18 protein-coding genes and 1 tRNA gene are annotated in these 18905 nt (G+C 31.4%); 12 read left to right on the top strand and 7 right to left on the bottom strand.

Annotation, left to right across the window (positions count from 1 at the left end; genetic code table 11):
• Nucleotides 1-71 precede the first annotated feature (71 nt).
• Complete coding sequence (locus tag HYY52_03125) at nt 72-398, top strand: hypothetical protein (GenBank protein ID MBI2995685.1); 327 nt, start codon at nt 72-74, stop codon at nt 396-398.
• Between the two features lie 8 nt (nt 399-406).
• Here the strand turns inward: HYY52_03125 and HYY52_03130 are convergent, their stop codons facing one another.
• The gene (locus HYY52_03130) at nt 407-658 is read right to left on the bottom strand and encodes a hypothetical protein (protein MBI2995686.1); all 252 of its coding nucleotides are present in this window, start codon (nt 656-658) and stop codon (nt 407-409) included.
• 424 nt (nt 659-1082) lie between these two features.
• Between HYY52_03130 and HYY52_03135 the strand changes: the two genes are divergently transcribed.
• The 3 genes from HYY52_03135 to HYY52_03145 are packed head-to-tail and all read left to right on the top strand — an operon-like array spanning nt 1083 to nt 3734.
• Nucleotides 1083-1898 (top strand): hypothetical protein, encoded by an 816-nt coding sequence (locus HYY52_03135; GenBank protein MBI2995687.1) that lies wholly within the window; start codon nt 1083-1085, stop codon nt 1896-1898.
• On the top strand, nt 1895-2620 hold the full coding sequence (locus HYY52_03140) for an ABC transporter ATP-binding protein (GenBank protein ID MBI2995688.1): 726 nt from the start codon (nt 1895-1897) through the stop codon (nt 2618-2620). The genes HYY52_03135 and HYY52_03140 overlap by 4 nt, the downstream gene beginning before the upstream one ends.
• A complete protein-coding gene (locus tag HYY52_03145) occupies nt 2610-3734 on the top strand; it encodes a hypothetical protein (GenBank protein ID MBI2995689.1) in 1125 nt (374 codons plus the stop codon). Before HYY52_03140 ends, HYY52_03145 begins: the two co-directional genes overlap by 11 nt.
• Here HYY52_03145 and HYY52_03150 read toward each other — a convergent pair.
• The gene (locus HYY52_03150) at nt 3670-4761 is read right to left on the bottom strand and encodes a glycosyltransferase family 2 protein (protein ID MBI2995690.1); all 1092 of its coding nucleotides are present in this window, start codon (nt 4759-4761) and stop codon (nt 3670-3672) included. The two genes, HYY52_03145 and HYY52_03150, sit on opposite strands and share 65 nt — an antisense overlap.
• Nucleotides 4762-4789: 28 nt before the next feature.
• On the opposite strand from HYY52_03150, the gene HYY52_03155 reads away from it, so the two are divergent.
• Nucleotides 4790-5734: a glycosyltransferase family 2 protein gene (locus HYY52_03155; protein ID MBI2995691.1), complete on the top strand. Its 945-nt coding sequence runs from the start codon at nt 4790-4792 to the stop codon at nt 5732-5734.
• Here the strand turns inward: HYY52_03155 and HYY52_03160 are convergent.
• Nucleotides 5731-7242, bottom strand: a complete 1512-nt coding sequence (locus tag HYY52_03160; protein ID MBI2995692.1) for a glycosyltransferase family 39 protein — start codon at nt 7240-7242, stop codon at nt 5731-5733. The genes HYY52_03155 and HYY52_03160 overlap by 4 nt on opposite strands.
• A gap of 121 nt (nt 7243-7363) precedes the next feature.
• Here HYY52_03160 and HYY52_03165 point away from each other — a divergent pair.
• Nucleotides 7364-7438 (top strand) — tRNA-Arg (locus tag HYY52_03165).
• A 1-nt stretch (nt 7439) separates the two neighbouring features.
• Here HYY52_03165 and HYY52_03170 read toward each other — a convergent pair.
• Nucleotides 7440-8663 carry an ATP-binding protein gene (locus HYY52_03170; protein MBI2995693.1) on the bottom strand — a complete coding sequence of 408 codons (1224 nt, stop codon included), beginning with the start codon at nt 8661-8663 and terminating at the stop codon, nt 7440-7442.
• 173 nt (nt 8664-8836) lie between these two features.
• Between HYY52_03170 and folB the strand changes: the two genes are divergently transcribed.
• The 3 genes from folB to HYY52_03185 are packed head-to-tail and all read left to right on the top strand — an operon-like array spanning nt 8837 to nt 11296.
• Nucleotides 8837-9211 (top strand): dihydroneopterin aldolase, encoded by a 375-nt coding sequence (gene folB, locus HYY52_03175; protein MBI2995694.1) that lies wholly within the window; start codon nt 8837-8839, stop codon nt 9209-9211.
• Entirely contained in the window at nt 9195-10472 is a 1278-nt protein-coding gene (locus tag HYY52_03180) for an anthranilate synthase component I family protein (GenBank protein MBI2995695.1), read from the top strand. The genes folB and HYY52_03180 overlap by 17 nt, the downstream gene beginning before the upstream one ends.
• Nucleotides 10457-11296: an aminotransferase class IV gene (locus HYY52_03185; GenBank protein ID MBI2995696.1), complete on the top strand. Its 840-nt coding sequence runs from the start codon at nt 10457-10459 to the stop codon at nt 11294-11296. The genes HYY52_03180 and HYY52_03185 overlap by 16 nt, the downstream gene beginning before the upstream one ends.
• Here HYY52_03185 and HYY52_03190 read toward each other — a convergent pair.
• Together HYY52_03190 and pckA are read right to left on the bottom strand one after the other, a co-directional pair.
• On the bottom strand, nt 11280-12857 hold the full coding sequence (locus HYY52_03190) for a 2-isopropylmalate synthase (GenBank protein MBI2995697.1): 1578 nt from the start codon (nt 12855-12857) through the stop codon (nt 11280-11282). The two genes, HYY52_03185 and HYY52_03190, sit on opposite strands and share 17 nt — an antisense overlap.
• Nucleotides 12858-14420: a phosphoenolpyruvate carboxykinase (ATP) gene (pckA, locus tag HYY52_03195; protein MBI2995698.1), complete on the bottom strand. Its 1563-nt coding sequence runs from the start codon at nt 14418-14420 to the stop codon at nt 12858-12860.
• A 474-nt stretch (nt 14421-14894) separates the two neighbouring features.
• On the opposite strand from pckA, the gene HYY52_03200 reads away from it, so the two are divergent.
• Nucleotides 14895-16139 carry an aspartate kinase gene (locus HYY52_03200; GenBank protein ID MBI2995699.1) on the top strand — a complete coding sequence of 415 codons (1245 nt, stop codon included), beginning with the start codon at nt 14895-14897 and terminating at the stop codon, nt 16137-16139.
• Nucleotides 16140-16142: 3 nt separating this feature from the next.
• Here HYY52_03200 and HYY52_03205 read toward each other — a convergent pair whose 3' ends face one another.
• The gene (locus HYY52_03205; protein ID MBI2995700.1) at nt 16143-16706 is read right to left on the bottom strand and encodes a thermonuclease family protein; all 564 of its coding nucleotides are present in this window, start codon (nt 16704-16706) and stop codon (nt 16143-16145) included.
• Nucleotides 16707-16847: 141 nt separating this feature from the next.
• Here HYY52_03205 and HYY52_03210 point away from each other — a divergent pair, with 141 nt between their 5' ends.
• Both HYY52_03210 and HYY52_03215 read left to right on the top strand, forming a co-directional pair.
• Complete coding sequence (locus tag HYY52_03210) at nt 16848-17894, top strand: hypothetical protein (GenBank protein ID MBI2995701.1); 1047 nt, start codon at nt 16848-16850, stop codon at nt 17892-17894.
• A 50-nt stretch (nt 17895-17944) separates the two neighbouring features.
• Nucleotides 17945-18754, top strand: coding sequence for an LpxI family protein (locus HYY52_03215; protein ID MBI2995702.1), 810 nt, complete (start codon nt 17945-17947; stop codon nt 18752-18754).
• Nucleotides 18755-18905: the final 151 nt, after the last annotated feature.

Here is an 18905-nt window from a genome sequence, read left to right on the forward strand (position 1 = left end):
TAAATTAAATTTAAATAAATATTTAAAGGGTTGTAATATCTGCTAGGTTAATATAATTAAAGAAAAAGGTTATGAATGAGCCAAGAAAAGTAGTTGAACAATACATTCCTCAAGAGGAAGTTGCTGAGCTTAGTGATGAAACCAGAGTAGCTCTTGCTCTTTATTTAAAAGTTTATTCCGAAGGAAAAGTAACACCACAAGGAGTTATAGTTCCTGAATTAAATATTTATAAGTTAGCACATGCTGCAGAAGTACCAAATCGAATTGTAAGTAAAACATTTGAAAGACTAAGAGGAAAAGGATTCTTAGGTAATCTTCCTTCAGGTCATTTGACTGTAAAAAATTTAGAAGCTTTTCAACAATGGTTAATTAGCCAGGGTGCATCAATAGAGATTTAAAGTAGTTTTTAACCCTTGTCTTCACTACCTTTTTCATCTATTTTGCATTCACCTACACCATATTCTTCTATGCCCTCACACTTTAAAGTCTTGCCGGTGCCTCCATTAGATTCTGGTTCATCAAAGGGGCAACATACTTGTCCTTCATTATCACAAGTAGCACCTTTACCCTGACAACAAAAACCAGCTTGAAATGGAAATATGGCCGCCAAACTTGCTGTAAGGCCAATAGATGTTAGTTTGCTTAAATGTTTTTTCATATAGGTAAAGAATGATTCTTTTTTGACTTGTTACCTATCATATACCCAGATATTGTAATTAAATGTAGTGCTTATCACACTTTAAGCTGTTTCAAGCGTTAAATATCATCCCCATGTATTAGATTTTTTAACCTATCTTTAATAAAGTAGCCAGGTAACTGCTTAAATTGCTTTTATGTCTTTGTTAGGTTAGTATAAAAATGGCTCTTAAATTTCTGTCTATAATTTTTGTCCTACAAAAACAAAGTTAAGGGAGTTCAGTATTTTTAGTAGCTAAGTATATCGGTGTGTGTATAACAATCGGAAACGGATGCTATTAAACAAGAACACCCACCTGGATTAAAGTCTGGGCAAACAATTTTCAGAAATTAAGGGCCTTTTAATTTTTCTTGTTCAATTATTAAAAGTGATAACCTAATTAAATATGGTTATTACTACTAGGAATGTGGATATCTCTCTTCAGGTAGGAAGAACTTTTAAACAAAATTTTGAATTATATATTGAGTTAGTCAAAAGAGATTTTAAGGCTAGAGGTAATCATCCATATCTTGATTTTTGTCTTTTGGTTTTTACTCCTTACATAGGTGCTTCTGTATTAATATTCATTGCAAATAATTTTGCAGTTAATTTCCCTGGTTTAAATTATAAATATTTTACAACTCTTGCAATGCTTATTTTCTGGCAGTTTTTTTCAGCAGGATTAAGTACAACTGCAAACAGTATTGTTTATGTTTATAATAAAAATCTTTTATTAAGAGCAAAGTTTCCAATTATACTTTTGTTATTAGCTTCTATTTCTGTTCCTGCATTTTCTACCCTTGCTAATTTAGTTGTTTTTACATTGATTTTTATGAGTACAGAGATAGTTTTTTTAAAGCTTTCATGTTTTATATTTTTGTTTATTCTGTTTGCAATTTTTGTCTTTTCACTTGGAATCTTTTTTTCAGTTATGCTGTGTTTTGCTAGTGAAGTTAAGTTTCTTATTTCGCTTATAACAAGGCTAGGATTCTTTTTACATCCAATACTTTATGATATAAGTGTTGTACCGGAAAAGATCAGGCTTTTTTTAGAATATATACCAAGTATCTGGATAATTTCTTCTGTAAGAAACATATCATTTGGGGTTTTAAATTTTCTTAATTATCAATTTGTTTATGTTCTTCTAATTTGTTTAATTTTTTTATTAGCATCTGTTTTTATCTTAAAAAAGTTGGAGAATGTACTCGTAAAATATATATGAATAATAGTGTAATTTCTCTAGAGAACATATCTCTTAGCTTGCCAATTAAGCTAACTAAAGAAAAATTTCCATTGATTGCTCTCTTCAAATCACAAGAAAGAAAAGTCTTAGATGATATTGGCTTTTCAGCTTTAGAAGGTGAATGTATTGGGCTTATTGGTAAAAGTGGTTCAGGGAAAACAGTTCTTTTAAAAACAATAGCCGGGATATTTTATCCTTTAAGTGGCAGGCTAAAAGTAAGAAGAAAAGTTTTTCCACTTTTTGGTGTTGGAGGCTGCTTCAATGAGAGATTAAATGCATATGAAAATATTTATTTTTATGCCTCACTTTTAGGGGCAAGTAAAAAATTAATCAGGGGAAAAATTCAAGATATTATTTCTTTTTCCGGGTTAAAAGATTATGCGTATGAAGAATTAAGAGATTATTCAAGTGGTATGAAAATGAAACTTGCATTTTCAACAATAAGTTTCTTAAATCCAGAAATATTTTTTGTAGATGAATCTTATTTATATTGTGATGCAGCTTTTCTTGAAAAAACACTTTTAAGAATTCAAAAACTTTTAAAAAATAATTCTACTATCATAATTACTTCTCATTCAAAGGAAGTTCTAAAGAAAGCTTGTAAGAGAGGTATTGTTCTAGATAAAGGTACAATTGCTTATGATGGTGGTATAGATGAGGCTCTTCTTTATTATGAGAAAAATTTGATCAATGCAAACTGAAACACTAGCTCTTAATAAGCAAGAAACATTTCGTTTGGCTGATAAAACAGTAACAGAGTTATTTAAAAAATTAGAAGATGCAGGGATTCCATATGCAATACTTGGTAATTATGAACGATTCCCTTACTTTGAAAGAGATGTAGATATTGCAATATCACTTTCAGAGATTGAGAAACTTAAGGATGTTTTAATTTATGTGACTAGTGAATTAGGCTGGGATTTACTTCTTTCTGCTCATATAAATGATACAAAAGATGCCTCTGACACAATAAATTTTGTTTTTTATAATTATGATCCATTTCTAATTTTTCAAATGGATGTAGCTTACTGTTATGATTTCTGTAAATTACCAGTTTTAACTACAAGTAACTTGTTAAATGATAGGTATAAGCATAAATTTATAAAATTTTCATATCTTAATCCTTTAAAAGAAAACTTTATCTATTTACTCAAGATTAGAAGACATGTTGCAAGAATTATTTCTAGTAGTTTCAAAACTGCTTATACTGAATCACTAAAGAAGTATTGTTATAAAAAAATAAGATACTATAGAAAAAAAATAGTGAATTTTTGTGAATTGTCTTCTAATGAAAAAAAACTAAAGCAGCTATTAGGTAAAAAACTTGGTATTTTTGGAGTATTAGCTCTTAATTCTCTTAAGGGGAGTAATCTTTATACGTTTTATTTTTTTATGCTTTTTGCTACTGCTTACTTTCTAGTGATTAATTTTTTTAAAACACCTTTTAAAACACTTTTAGCAGTAAAACATGAAATAAATCTAGCAGTTAACAAACATTCTGCCTATGTGCCTAAGCATGTAATGAAGATATGTGCTAAAAAAGAAAACAAGAAAATCTTAATGTTAAACTTTCTTGAAGATCTTTTAAAAAGGGATTATATAATTGCATGGTCAGTGAAACAAAATAGCAAGACAACCATGCTTACAGAAGCTATAATTTCTGCTGCAAACGGAAGAGTAATAGAGTGGATAGACATCCCGTCAGAAGAGGCTTTTGATATTTCAAATATAAATTCTAAAGATGAGATTGCTAGAAAGATACTACCATTTCTTTTTCCTTGTCATGGAAGAATTTACGAAAAGACTTATCAGTAGATATACAAGACAAAAATTTATTTCTTATTTCCTTGTATAAATTTCTTCTTGGGATAAATATCATCATTAAGTATCTTAAATCAATACCAAAGTACTTAGTAAGAAATTTATCAAACAAAAGTGTGTAAACTAATGCGTTGCTTCTTCTTTTTACTTCATCTATAGAAAAAATATATGGGAGGGACTTCTTTATGAAGAAGAAAAAATCACCTTTAATCAGAAGTGCCAAAATCTCATCATTATATCTGCAGCGTCCTTGTTCACATAAATCGTACTTAATTACTTTATATGTAGGTTTTGCTTTATCTTTAATATATTTTTCTTTTATGTATTTAATTGCATTTAACATTAACAATGGTTTATGAGTAATTCTTGTAGTTGCTGGGTAAATTCGATAAATGTAGCTTGAAATATCTGTAACAATTGTTCTGTTTAATAACTCTTGGTTGTTCATTATTTGTAATCTTAAATCAAGATCTTCCAGAGCACTGGTTTTTTCATCAAACTTTAATAAGTTAAAGACTTCTTTTTTAAAAGATAACTGAGGTGGAATCAACTGGAATTTATCGTTGCTTGTTGATCTTGGATAAGCAGACCTAGTTATTTTTTTTATAAAATAAAAACTTGCGAAATATAAATATTTGCCAGCTATGATCTTGCACCCTGGATTTAGTTTCAGCTCTTCCATGATTTCTTGTAAATGCCAGGGAAGAATAAAATCATCTGCATCAAGAAATGTAATTATTTCTCCTTGTGCCTTTTCTATCCCTTTATTTTTTGCAATTGATACACCAAAGTTTTTCTTAAGATGAATTATTGAGATCCGTTTTTCATTTAAAGTAGAAACATATTTTTCAAGCTTGTTAGTTATTTCAACACTGCTCCCATCATTGACAATGATTACTTCCCAGTTACAGTAACTTTGTAATAAAATACTTTCAATAGCTATCTTACAAAGGTCGAGTCTTTGATTAAAGAAAGGAATTATTACACTAATTAGTAATTTATAATGATCATAATCTTTCACGGCATATAATTATATCCTTAGAAATAAAATGTTTTTAGAAGTAATCAATAAACAAGACCTTTCTCAATCATTAGTTTCTGTTGGTATTACGACTTACAACAGACCAAATACTCTTTTACTAGCTTTAAGATCTGTGATTAACCAGTCTTATAAAAACTTAGAAATAATTGTTTCTAATGATTGTTCTACAGATTTGCAGACAGAAAATATAGCTAGAAATTACATGAAAAAGGACTCACGAATTAAATATTTTTGCCATAAGGAACATAAAGGTGTAACTTTGAATTTTAACTTTACTGTAAGTAAGGCAAGTGGTGAATATTTTATGTGGCTTTGTGATGATGACTGGATTGATTCAAATTACATTGCTCAATGCTTGCAGGAATTAAAGAAAAATTCTAATTTTGTATTAGTATCTGGAAGGACAAAGTTTTACTGGGGGAATGACTTTGCTTATGATGGAGTTAAAGTTAATGTTCTTCAAGAAGATAGGTGTAAAAGAATAATATCTTTTTATGATCAGGTTCTAGGCTCGGGAAATCCTCCAAATTTTGGAGTAATAAAAACAAAATACTGGACATCTGTGCTATTACAAAATGTAATGGGGAATGATTATTTAGTTAATGCAAACTTTGCATTTGTCGGGAAAATTAAAACACTGGAAAATGTCTTCATTCATAGAAGGCTTGGAGGTTTAAGTGAAACTGTAAAAAAAGTTGCAGTTAATTGTAATTATTCAGATTTTACAATTAAATATCCCTTTATTACTTTTTGGCTAAACATCTTTAAGAACATTGTTTGGGAATCAAAAACTTATGAGTCTTTAAATTGGTTAGTTAGATTGTGGTTAGGAGTTAAGTTCTCTGTAGTAACTTTTTTAAATATTGATAAGTATTTTCAAAGGTACAAAATGCACGTTGTGAATCAAGACAAGCAAGCAAATAATATCTCAGTAGTAAAAGTAACTAATTAACTTAGATCATATAAATAAACTTCTATTCCTGGTCTTATAAAAGAAGCTATTCTAATACCTGTTTGATCTAAATATTCAAGTATGAATTTTGGATCTTCTGCCCTGTTTGAATTAGGAAGAATAATCCAAACTCTCTTGTTGCCTTGAAATTTTTCAAGATCCTCTTTTTCATTATTGTATCTTGCACTTACCCCAAGGATCACTGTATATTTTAAGTTGTTGAAAGTACGTTCCTCAATTGGTGTTGTAAAGTTAAGTTTTGCTGGTGATTTTGTTATTAAGTTGTATCTATTTGCATAGTATGAGTATGCATGTCTTAGTATTGAATTCACATAAATAATGTCACCATCTTTTAAATATTGCCTCACATAACTTAAAGCAGGCTTTATTTCATCAAAGGTTCGTGGATTAGTTAAATTCTGATTTACAAAGTAAACAGGACCAGTAAACAATAAAACTAAAACAATAATTCCAATAAGTGGTGTGTAATACCAGGTTTTACTTATAATTTTTTGAACTCCTTCTCCTATAAAAATAAGTAATGAAGGAACAATGAATAAAAGAAGTCTTTGCCAAAGTGGATATAAATGAAGACTGGAAGCAAACAGCATAATAAAAAAAGGAGAAGCTAGTATAAAAAATATTTTTCTTTTTTCTTTAAATAAGAAATAACAACCAATCAAGAGAAAAATAACTGTAACATATGAAAGATTTAAGAAATCAAAAAAGGCTAAGGCTATTTTCCCCGACTCTGCTAGTGATGGTAAAAAGTAATTTCTCCAAAAATCTCTTAAGTCATTAGCAGAAACCATAGTTCTTAGTGAAACAAAATATAAAATTATGAAACAAACTATCCATGGAATATAAGCAATTAAAAGTCTTGTAATTTTTCCATTTTCTTTTTTAGTTAAATATGAAATGAATAACGTCAATCCAACTCCAGTTAGTACAAAAACAGCCGGATGAGAAAACCAAATAGCAAGTGAGCCTACAATCCAAAAAATAACTATATTTTTAAAATTAAAACCACTTTCATCAAACTTAATAGCAAGAAGAAACAACATTAAAGCAAATAAAATATCGCTAGAGTATTGCTTGGCTTCAGTTGAGTAATAAACAAGCGAAGGTAGTATTGAAAATAAAGCAAGAGATATTAAACCACTATTCCGGGTCAGTGTAATAGTTACTAATTTATAAAACAAAAACAAAGAACATATTCCACAAATAAAAGGAAACAATCTAAGAATGTATTCATTGTTTCCCAGAGCACTGACAAAAAACTTTTCAGTTAAAAGGAAACCCAAAGGAGCATATTGGTTATAACTTAGCGGTTGTAAAAGTTCTAGATATGATCTCTCAATTACATTCAGAGCAATTCTTACCTCGTCCATCCATAAGGATCTATTGTCGTAATATTGAGCTAGTCTTAGGATAGTTCCAATTAAAATTAAAAACCAAGGTAAAAACTTATAGATAGGGGTTTTGATTTTTTGAAAAAAATCACTCATGTGACTTCACATTTTACCTTAATAAGAAAAGCTATAATAAATCATGTTCTTTTCTAGTTCTTTAGTCTCTGATTCTCTGATATTCTGATTTCTGACCTCTGATTTTCTGATTCTCTGATATGGGCCCTTACCTCAGTCTGGATAGAGGACATGGCTACGAACCATGGCGTCGCGAGTTCAAATCCCGCAGGGCCCGTTTAACTGTTAAAAATTGATTTAGGATTTCTAAAAAAGTCATCTATGTTTATGTTGTATACTGGTTCTAACTTTTGTGTCTTTGAACTTGAAATTGTAATTAAGCTGGCATTACCATATCTTTTTTTAAAAATGCTAAGACCTGCCTGAGACTGCTCAATGCTTCGAGATTTTACTTCTATTGCCCATATCTTGTTACCAATTTTAAGAATGTAATCAACCTCATAATCCCTTTCTTTCCAATAAAAAAGTTCACCACCTAAGTTTGTTGCTAGAAAATACAACTGAGCCCCAATCGCATTCTCTAGTAATCTTCCCCAGCTAGATTTATTGTTGAAGGTAGGTTTGAAATTCTGCCCTGACATGCTAGAAATGATTCCATTGTCTAGGACGACTAGTTTTGGTGTTGAACCTTTTTGTCTTATTTTGCTCCCACTCCATCTTTCAAGCAATGCAAGTAAAAATGCTTTGGATAGTAATTGAAGATATGAAGCAATAGTAGTAGTATTGCCAGCATCCTGTAGTGTGCCAAGCATCTTTTGATAACTAAGTATTTGTGCAGGATAACTTACCGCAAGTCCAAAAGCCTGCCTAAGCAAAACTGGTTTTGTAATTGGAGAAAGTAATAAGATGTCCTTTGACAGAACAGTTTCAATTAATGAGTCACGAATATACCGCGCCCATCTTTCTTCTTCTTTTCTCATTGGTAATGCACCTGGATACCCGCCGAAGTATAAATATTCTTTTAGAGAAACCTTGAAAAATTTATTACACTCATTAAAATCCCATTGATAGTGCCTATGGAGCTCAAATCGTCCAGCTAAGCTTTCTGTTAAACCTCTTTGCATGAGCAGTGCAGCAGAACCAAGAAGAATTACACAAACATTAAATCCTTTTCTACGATCTTCATCAAAAAGCTTTTTTACTGCTTCACTCCAGTTAGGGATTTTCTGAACCTCATCTAAAATAATTAGTGGTTTAGATTTTTTGTTCTTGCCTTTGGCTCGAATTTTATTCCATTGTGTACTTATCCATTCAGAGTTTGGTGTGCTAAGTTCATCAGCAGATTCATACAATTTGGGACCTTTCCATCTTTTAAATAACTGTAATGCAAGTGTAGTTTTCCCAACCTGCCTAGGTCCTACAATTGCTTGAATAAGGTTTTGTCTTCCACTAATTGACCTAAGCAATTCATTACAAAGAGATTGTCTTATATATTTCTTCATAAGCCTGCATATTAGTGTAATTTAAAATCTACAATTTGCTCAGTCTATTGAGCAAATTGTAATTATAGTTTAAATGTGATGATATAAGTGAAGTAAAGGAGACAAGTAGGGGTCAGATCCATGGATCTGACCCCTATACTTATGCTATCCTTTCTTGTGTAGGAAAATTAAAATTGACTGTTACAAGAAAAACTGTAACTATAAATATTCAAAATATTCCTTGTTATTGTTCTATTGGAATTGATCCAAAAGAAAAAAAACTTGGTCAAAGATTATTAATTGATGTATATCTTGAAATTTCTTCATTTCGAGCTGTTACAACAGATAATGTCAAAGATACAATTAGCTATGTGGATGTTTATAAAGCAATTCAAAAAATAGGGAAAGATAAATCATATTCTTTAATAGAAACGCTTGCTGATGAAATTGCTGAAACCTTTTTAAAGCATCCACTTGTACTAAAAGTTAGAACTAAAATATCTAAACCGCATATTCCTTATCCAGACTTTGAAGGAAGTGTTTCTGTTGAAGTTGAAAGAGAAAAATAAATTAGATGAGATTTCTTTTTGGATAGATAGTTCTGGAGGTCCAAAAGAGCTCTGTAAGAATTCTTTTTATGGTACAGGTCCAAAATATTATTTTTATGGATCATTGAATAAAATTAATTTTGCTGATAGAGATGCCCCATTGGGGCGTCTCTACGATATAAATTGTTTTGATTTTATAGAACAAAAATTAGAAGAAGAAAAACATAATCCAAACGGGATCTTTGTTGGGTATTTTGCTTACGATTTGTTTCAAAACAGCAAACAGCAATCAGCAATCAGCAGTCAGCCAGGAAACAAGTATCCAGATTTTTTCTTTGCGTATTTTGACAGTGCTGTACGTCATTGCGAGGAACGCAGTGACGAAGCAATCTCACCAACGTGTCACGATAGTGAGATTGCCACGTTGGCTCTTTCAGAGCCTCCTCGCAATGACATGCTTAATTTGAATTCCAATATGACCGATATAGAGTACCTCGATAAAGTCAAATTAATCAAGGAAGAGATAAAAAAAGGTAATGTCTATCAAGTAAATCTCACTCGCGAGTATTTAATCTCAGTTTCTAATCTTAATGAAATAGATCTTTATTTAAGGCTTCGAACTGTTTCCCCAAATCCATATGGTTGTTATTTTAAAACTCCCTTTATAAGTATTCTTTCAAGTTCACCGGAAGAATTTTTATTTATGAAAGATAATCATATAAGAACTCGTCCTATAAAAGGTACATTACCAAAAGGTGAAATAAATATCGATCCAAAGAACCAAGCTGAAAATATAATGATTGTTGATCTTGAGAGAAATGATCTTGGAAGAATTTGTGAATATGGCTCTGTAAAGGCTGAAAAGCTTTTAAATGTTGAATCCTACAAACACTTAAATCATGTAGTTTCTACAATAGAAGGAGAGCTTAAAAAAAATATTTCTTTAAGAGAAATATTTGAAGCTATATTTCCTGGTGGATCAATAACTGGCGCACCAAAAATTGCTGCAATGAAAATTATTGATGAAATAGAACCTACAAAACGTGGAGCTTACACTGGATCATTTGGCTATATAAAAACAGATGGTACTATGAACTTTAATATTTTAATTAGAACAATTTTTATCCAAGAAGTTCAGGAGTCAAAAATCGAAAATCAAAAATCGAAAATTGTATTTAATATTGGCGGTGGCATTGTTGCTGACTCAGATCCACATGATGAGCTTGAAGAAGTAAAGTTAAAAGCTAGAGGTATAATGAGTACACTATGCTTGTCTTTCTAAATGGACAAATTATAAAAGAGGAAGATGCTAAGATTAGCATTAGTGATCTCTCGTATCAGTTTGGATATGGGCTTTTCGAGACAATTAAATGTGAGCAGGGAGTACCTTTATTTTTTGAATCCCACTATAAAAGACTAACTCAAAGTGCAAAAGAAATAGGGATGACATGTCCTGTAGAAATAAATGAAGTTAGAAACTGGATAATAGATTTACTTAAAGCAAATAAACTTACAAGCAGCAGGTTAAAAATAATTATTTCAAAAAGACTTGAGGAAAAGTTTAATATATTAATAATGATTTCACCTCTTAACAAACTGCCAGATTCTTATTCTTTAATTGGACATACTTTAAGTAGAGATCCTAATTCAATATCATTTAAACATAAGACAACAAGTAGAGGTGATAGTTACTTTACATATAAAAGTGTAATTGAAAATGGGTTTAATGATGTTCTTTATTTAAATGAAAAAAATGAACTTCTTGAATGTTCAAGAGCAAATATTTTTCTTGTAATGGAGGATAAAATTATTACTCCTAGCCTGAGTTCTGGAATTTTATCTGGAGTTACAAGAGAGAAAATACTTGAGATTGCAAAAAGAGAAAATATTTTAATAGAAGAAAAAAATGTACATAGTCTTTATTTAAATAAAGCAAATGATGTATTTATTACTAGTGCAATTGTTGGAGTTATGCAAATTTCTAAAATCAAGCTTCAGGATAGAGAATATAACTTTATAAGAGATTCAAAGACAATCAAACTTAAGAATGCTTTTGATAGCTATGCACAGAATTATTTAAAAAAAACTCTTATACACCCTTCTTAGTTTTAAAATCTTCTTTCTGTGGAGCAATTTTAATTCCTGAATCAAGTGTAATGATTAATTTATTTAATGCATTTAAATACGCCTTTGCACTAGCAAGAGTAATATCAGTGTTTGCAGCATGTCCGCTATAAACTGCACCATGTTCACTCATTATCCTTATAGTAACTTCTCCAAGAGCATCAATTCCTTCTGTAACAGATTGGACAGAAAATTCAATAAGTTCATTTGGAACTTGAACAATTTTATTTATAGCTTTGTAAATTGCATCTACTGGTCCTGTACCAAGAGCAGAATCCTTTAGAAATGTGTTATCGCTTGTTCTTCTTAAACACACTGAAGCAGTTGGCAGTCCTGTTCCACAGGCAATTTGAAGATTTTCAAGTTCATAGTAAGATGTGGTTTCTTGTATTCTTTGTTCATCACGAAGGATTGATTCTAAATCTCTGTCTTCAACACGTTTTTTCTTATCAGCAATTTCTTTAAATCTTGCAAATGCTTTATCTAGTTGTTCTTCACTTAACTGATATCCAAGTTCTGACAATTTTTCTTTTAGAGCATGTCTGCCTGATCTTGGGCCAAGAGGAAGCTTGGATGTAAGTAAACCAACATCCTCTGGATTCATAATTTCATAAGTTCTTTTGTATTTTAAAAAGCCGTCCTGATGAATCCCGGATTCATGAGCAAATGCATTTGCTCCAACAATTGCTTTGTTAGGTTGTACAAGCATGTTTGTAAGATTACTGACAAGCCTGCTTGTCCTGTAAATTTGAGTAGAATCAATGTCTGTATATAAATCAAGCATTGGCCTGGTTTTTAAGATCATCACAATTTCTTCAAGTGAGCAGTTTCCAGCTCTTTCACCAATACCATTTATGGTGCACTCAATTTGCCTTGCTCCATTTATTGCAGCACTTAAAGAATTTGCAACTGCAAGGCCAAGATCATTGTGGCAATGAACAGAAATAATTGCTTTATTTATGTTTGGTACATTTTCTTTAATTGATTTAATAAGTCCACCAAATTCATTTGGCACTGTATAACCTACTGTATCTGGAATATTGACAGTAGTTGCACCAGCTTCAATAGTAGCTTGTAAAATCTCAAATAAAAATTTTGAATCTGATCTTCCCGCATCTTCAGGTGAAAACTCTACATTATCAGTAAAACTTTTTGCATAGCTTACCATTTCAACTGCTGTTTTTAAAACCTTTTCGCGAGTGGATTTTAATTTATGTTCAATATGAATATCACTTGTAGCAATAAAAGTATGAATTCTTTTTTTCTTTGCACCCTCTAGAGCTTTTGCTGCTTTGTCAATATCTTCTTTTCTTGCCCTGCTTAAAGCACAAATAGTAGGACCTTCAACTTCTTTACTAATAAGTTTTACTGCTTCAAAATCACCGTGGCTTGAAAATGGGAAACCTGCTTCAATAATATCTACACCAAGCTTTGCAAGCTGTCTTGCAATTTCTAGTTTTTCCTGAACATTTAAAGTAGCCCCTGGAGATTGCTCACCGTCACGGAGAGTAGTATCAAATATAAATACTTTGTCTTTGTCCATTTATTTAGCATTTTCATTATAACTTCTCTCAAACATTCTTAAAAGTTCTTTTGCTTTCTTATCATAAGCATCTTGATCTTTCCATGTGTTTCGTGGCTGTAAAATCTCAGCTTTTACACCAGGACATGAAACAGGGACATGAACTCCAAACAATGGATCTTCTGTAGTTTTAACATTTCTTAAACTACCATCTAGAACTGCTCTCACTACCATTCTTGTTAAAGGAAGTTCCATTCTTCTACCTTCTCCATATGCTCCACCACTCCAGCCAGTATTTATTAGCCACACATCGACATTGTGTTCCTTAATTTTTTTACCAAGAAGTTCTGCATAAACCTTTGGAGGAAGTGGCATAAAAGGTGCACCAAAACAAGCACTAAATGTTGCTTGTGGTTCTTTTATTCCTCTTTCTGTCCCTGCAACTTTTGCAGTGTAGCCACATGTAAAATGATACATTGCTTGATCAAAAGTTAATTTAGATATTGGAGGCAATACACCAAATGCGTCACAAGTTAGCATGATTATATTTTTTGGATGTCCACCTTTTCCTTCCGGTGTCATATTTGGAATAAATGAAACAGGATAAGATGCACGTGTGTTTTCAGTTTTTTTATCACTGTTTAGATCTATTTCTCTGGTAACAGGATCAATAACAACATTTTCAAGCATTGTTCCAAAACGTTTAGTAGTGTCATAAATTAATGGTTCAATTTCTCTGGATAGCTTGATTACTTTTGCATAACACCCACCTTCAAAATTAAAAATACCTTTGCTACTCCAGCCGTGTTCATCATCTCCTATTAATGTTCTTTCAGGATCAGCTGACAATGTAGTTTTTCCAGTGCCTGAAAGTCCAAAAAATATAGCTACATCATCTTTATTTTTTCCATAATTTGCTGAAGCATGCATGGGCATTATGCCTTCTTGAGGTAAAAGATAATTCATTACAGTAAACATTGATTTTTTAATTTCGCCAGCATATGATGTTCCACCAATTAATGCTAGATTTTTCTGAAAGTTTAGGACAATAAAAGTGCCAGAATTTGTCCCGTGAGTTTTAGGATCTGCATTTAAACTTGGTGCGTGTAAAACTATAAAATCAGGAATAAAATTTTCTAATTTTTTTGGATCACTTTCTTGAATAAACATTGTTCCTGCAAAAAGTGCTGCCACTGCTCGTTCTGAAATAACTCTAAGTTTAATTCTGTGATTCTTATCTGCTCCTACATAACAATCTTTTACAAATAAATCTTTTGTTCTTAAATGGTTAGCTACAAGGTCTTCAAGTAAGTGAAATTTATTTTCATCAATCGGTTGATTAACTTTACCCCACCAGATTTTGTCAACATACGAAGGTTCTTTAACAATGAATTTATCATTTGGGGATCTTCCTGTATATGGAGTAGTGTCTACTACAATAGGGCCATCTTTGCTGAGTGTTGCTTCACCCATACCAATGGCTTTTTCGTAAAGTACAGGAACTGAAAGGTTTTGATAAACATTCCCTAATGGTTTAAAGTCTATAACTGGACTGTTGCTTAACATTGCTAATGTTGATTTCATAAATTACTCCTTAAATACACACAAGCGTCCATTATATATTAGCTTTTCTTTTCTTTCTTTTTATCTTGTCTGTATTGCTCAAAAAGTAAAACAGCAACTAGGCTAATTATGCCAAAGATAAATATTACAAATAATACTTCTCCAGACCATGTAATATTCATTATCTTTTCTCCTTTAAAACAATATTACCTATAATGATTAATATCCAACCTAAAGCAAATGATATCACGGCATATATTGAATGACTAAGAAACAAGCTTTTCTTAAGCACAATCCACTGAAAGACAATTGAACCTGTAGGTGCTAAAAAAGCAAAACCAATATTTCTAAAAACTCCAGAGTTGTATTTTTGCTGCTCTGTGATCATAAAAATCATGCTAGCAGAATTAATTATAGAAATACGTAACCAAGGGTTACACAAAGAGATAAAAATTTTTTAATGTTGGTAAGTCTTTAAATGATATCATTTTAACCATGCCAATACTTGTCCAAAAATTTGGTGGAACATCAGTTCGTGATGCTATTTGTATAAGACGAGTAGCAAAAATTGCAACTGATGCACAAAAAAATGGCTATCAAGTAGTAGTTGTAGTTTCTGCAATGGGTGATACAACCGATAACTTAATTGATCTTGCAAGAGACATTACAACTAAACCAGATCCAAGAGAATATGATCTCTTACTTTCAACCGGTGAACAAATAAGTATCCCACTTGTAGCAATGGCAATTCATGATCTTGGTGTAAAAGCAATTTCACAGACAGGTTTACAAGTGGGTATTTTGACAGAAGATAGACATGGTAAAGCAAGGATTACAGAAATTAAAACTACGAAAATAAAAAAATATTTAAATGAAGGAAATATTGTAGTAATAGCAGGGTTTCAAGGAATTAGTGAAACAACAGGGGAAATTACTACGCTTGGACGTGGTGGTTCTGATACTACTGCAGTAGCACTTGCAGTAGCACTTGGTGCAGAACGTTGTGATATTTATACAGATGTAGATGCTGTTTATACAACTGATCCTGATATTGTTAAAGATGCTTCCAGGCTAAAAATAATTTCTTATGAAGAAATGCTTGAGCTGGCAAGTCTTGGAGCACAGGTTTTGCACCCACGTTCTGTTGAAATTGCTAAAAACTATAATATGCCAATGCGAGTTAGGGGTAGCTTTAAATCTCAAGATGAAGGTACACTAGTACAAGGAGTAGCTACAATGGAGATTAACAATCCAGTGAGTGGAGTTGCATTAGATGAATCACAAGCAAGAGTAGCAATAATTGGTGTACCAGATAAACCAGGAATTGCAGCAAAAGTTTTTGAGTCTCTTGCTAAAAAAAATATTTCTGTTGATATGATTGTCCAATCTACAAGTCAGGACGGGGTAAATGAAATTGCATTTACTGTAGATAAAGATATGCTTGATGAAACAAAAAAAGCAGCACAAGCAATAGTTAAAGAAATTAATGCAAAAGATATGACTTGTGATGTAAACATTGCAAAGGTTTCAATTGTAGGAGCTGGAATGATTGGTCGTCCTGGTATTGCAGCAGCAATGTTTAAAGCACTTGCAGATTCTTCTATAAATATTCAAATGATTTCAACCAGTGAAATAAAAGTAAGTTGTGTAGTTGATGTAAAAGATGGTGAGAAAGCAGTTAAAGCTATTCATAAGGTTTTTGAATTAGACAAGGTAAATAAAGAAAAAGAGAAAGTTTAACACTTACTTCTTCTTAAATGGATGTTTATGCCTCCACTGACTTGGAGTTTCTAAAATAAAATTATTCTTCTCCCAGACTCCAAGCATATTTTGTCTAGCATAAACTTGTGCCTTCTTTAGTCTAAAGATGTATCTTAGATTTGGCGGGAAGTTAGCTAAAATTGCAAAGCCGTTTTTTAATAGGGCTTCGTTTAGGAATAAATTATGAGTCCCTCCAATAAACACATACCCTAACGTCCTTTTATAAGGATCTATTTTTTGCAAGTCACTTTCAATACAAACATTTTTATTTAGTACTAAGTTTGCTAAAAAATCCTTTGCTTTTTTCCCATAAATGTTTTGTTCAAGCTCAAATGAATCTATTCCATGTAGCCGTATTGTTTCATTGTTTTCAAGTACTATGGTGTCTCCATCGTAAACAAATTTAACTTTATAAATATTTTGATTAGTGTCTTTTGTGCAATCATTTGTAAATATTGATGAGCTGAAAGCTGAGAGCTGAAAGCTGAAAGCTAGAAAGAGAAATAGTGTAAAAAGTTTTTTTATATTGTTGTTTACTTTAAGCACTTAATAGTACCATCTCAATAATTATGACAGACAAGAAACTTTTTGTTTAAGCTCAGGTTAAAATCAGTTCTTTTAATGTCAAGTAATGTCAAGTAGGCTCTTTGTACTTCAAAAGGCTTATCCTAGGGGTTTGACAGGGTCATGAGTATTGCTGTAATTGTTAGATTTATTCCAGCTATTCTTTCGAAAGCTAAGCCATTGCTTAGATTTTTAAAAAGTGGGAGCTCTATTACTCCTGCTCAAAAAGAAATGATGGTACTAGCAAACAAGATTTACAAAAATGAAATTTGTGAAATGTCAAAAAGGCTCGGAATAAAAGAAGAAGTTTTAAGAAGTTTTTTGCCAAGAATCAAGTTGATTGACACAAGTGGAAGAATAGGTGGGGGTGCTGGCTTTAAGCTTTACGGAAGTACAAGATTTCTTATTGATTTAAAAACAGTTGAATATTTTTTAAATACAGGAATGCCGAGAGTTAATTTGACCGGGAATGTTCTGATGTTAAAACCAAGTAATATAAATAGTGTTATCCATAATTTTGTTTCTCATGAAACAAGACATATTGAACAGATAATGTCACCTTTAGTACATTTGTCTCGAAAAGAGTACATAGATTTAACAGCTAAAACATTTTTAAACCTCATTAAAAAACTCTCGTTAGATAAAGCTCCTGGTAAAATTGCAGACTTACTTTTAAAGATCTATGCAAATATTCATGGTACTTTAAGATTTAATTTTCACTCAGGATTAAAAAAAATCAAGAGTGTTCCAACTACTCAGGAGCATGCTCAAAAAGCCAGATCACTGATGGAAGATTATGCAAACTCACAACTAGCATCTGTAAAAGCACAGTCCTCTTTTGAGATATCAGATCTAAAAAATTATTTTAATGATAAATGTGAAGTTGATGCAAGAATGTATTCTCTGTTTAGCAGACTTAGATCATTATTCAGAAAGATTGATTCAAGTTCTGTGTTGACAAAAGAAGAAGTCCATAAGTTAAGTAAAGAATTAAACTTTCTTAAGCGTGAACGCAGAAGCGAGTCGTCTGGTTTTTTATTTCCACAGGATAAACAGTTAAAAACACAGTTAGCAGAGATACGTACCGTAATGTTTTTGCTCAGAGCACTGATATCTAACAAAAGAATGCCGTCTCATGAATTAAGAGAAGGTTTAAGATGTTTGTTTTAAGAAACCCAATTTGTTAATATGTTCTTAGTCACGCTATAATCTATAAACGTATGCCAAACAACAAACTAGCAATAGTAGCTGGAAATGGTGAATTAACTTCACTCCTTGCAGAATCAGCTTGCAAGCAAGGTTTTGAAACCTGCGCTATTGCAATAACTGATGAAGCAAAACATAGACTAGAAGATATTTGTGATAAGGTTTGTAGATTTTCACCTGGTGAAGTTTCAAAAATGATTAATTTCATTAAAAGAGAAATGATTGATCAGGTTGTATTTATTGGCAAAGTTCCTAAAATTGATTTGCTTAGAAATGTTCATAAGCTTGACTGGATTGCAATTAAAAATTTATCTAAGCTATCAAACTTTAATGATGATTCTATTCATGGAGGAATAGTTGATTTATTAAACAAACATAATATAACTATTTTGCCACAAACAATGTTTTTAAAAAATTTATTTCTTGAAAAAGAAATTTTAAGCAAAAGGAAACCTACTTTAGAAGAACGTGTCGATATTGATTATGGATATGATGTTGCAAAAAAAGTCGCTAGTTTAGATATTGGTCAGACTGTTGTTGTAAAGAATAAAATGATTTTAGCAATTGAAGCTATTGAAGGAACTGATGAAGCAATTAAAAGAGGGTGTGAGCTTGCTAAATCAGGTGCAATTGTTATAAAAGTCTCCAAGTCTAATCAAGATGAGCGTTTTGATATTCCAGCTGTTGGCGAAAAAACAATTGAAACAATAGCAGATTATAAAGGTTCAGTCCTAGCATTTGAAGCAAATAAGACAATTGTTTCAAACAAAGAAAAATTAATTGAAATTGCAAATAAAAAAAATATTTGCCTTTTAGCAATTTAATTTTTATTTAGCGCAACTTTGAAAATTAATCTCGAGAAAAGGCGTAATTCTTGAAAATATTAAAGTTTAAACAAAAATAGATGGCCTACATATTAATTCCTGGCATTGGTAGTTGTAATTGCTTAAAGGCATACTCTGTTCCACCAACTGG

Source organism: Candidatus Melainabacteria bacterium (assembly GCA_016193285.1).
In the GTDB taxonomy this organism is placed as follows: Bacteria; Cyanobacteriota; Vampirovibrionia; order 2-02-FULL-35-15; family 2-02-FULL-35-15; genus JACPSL01.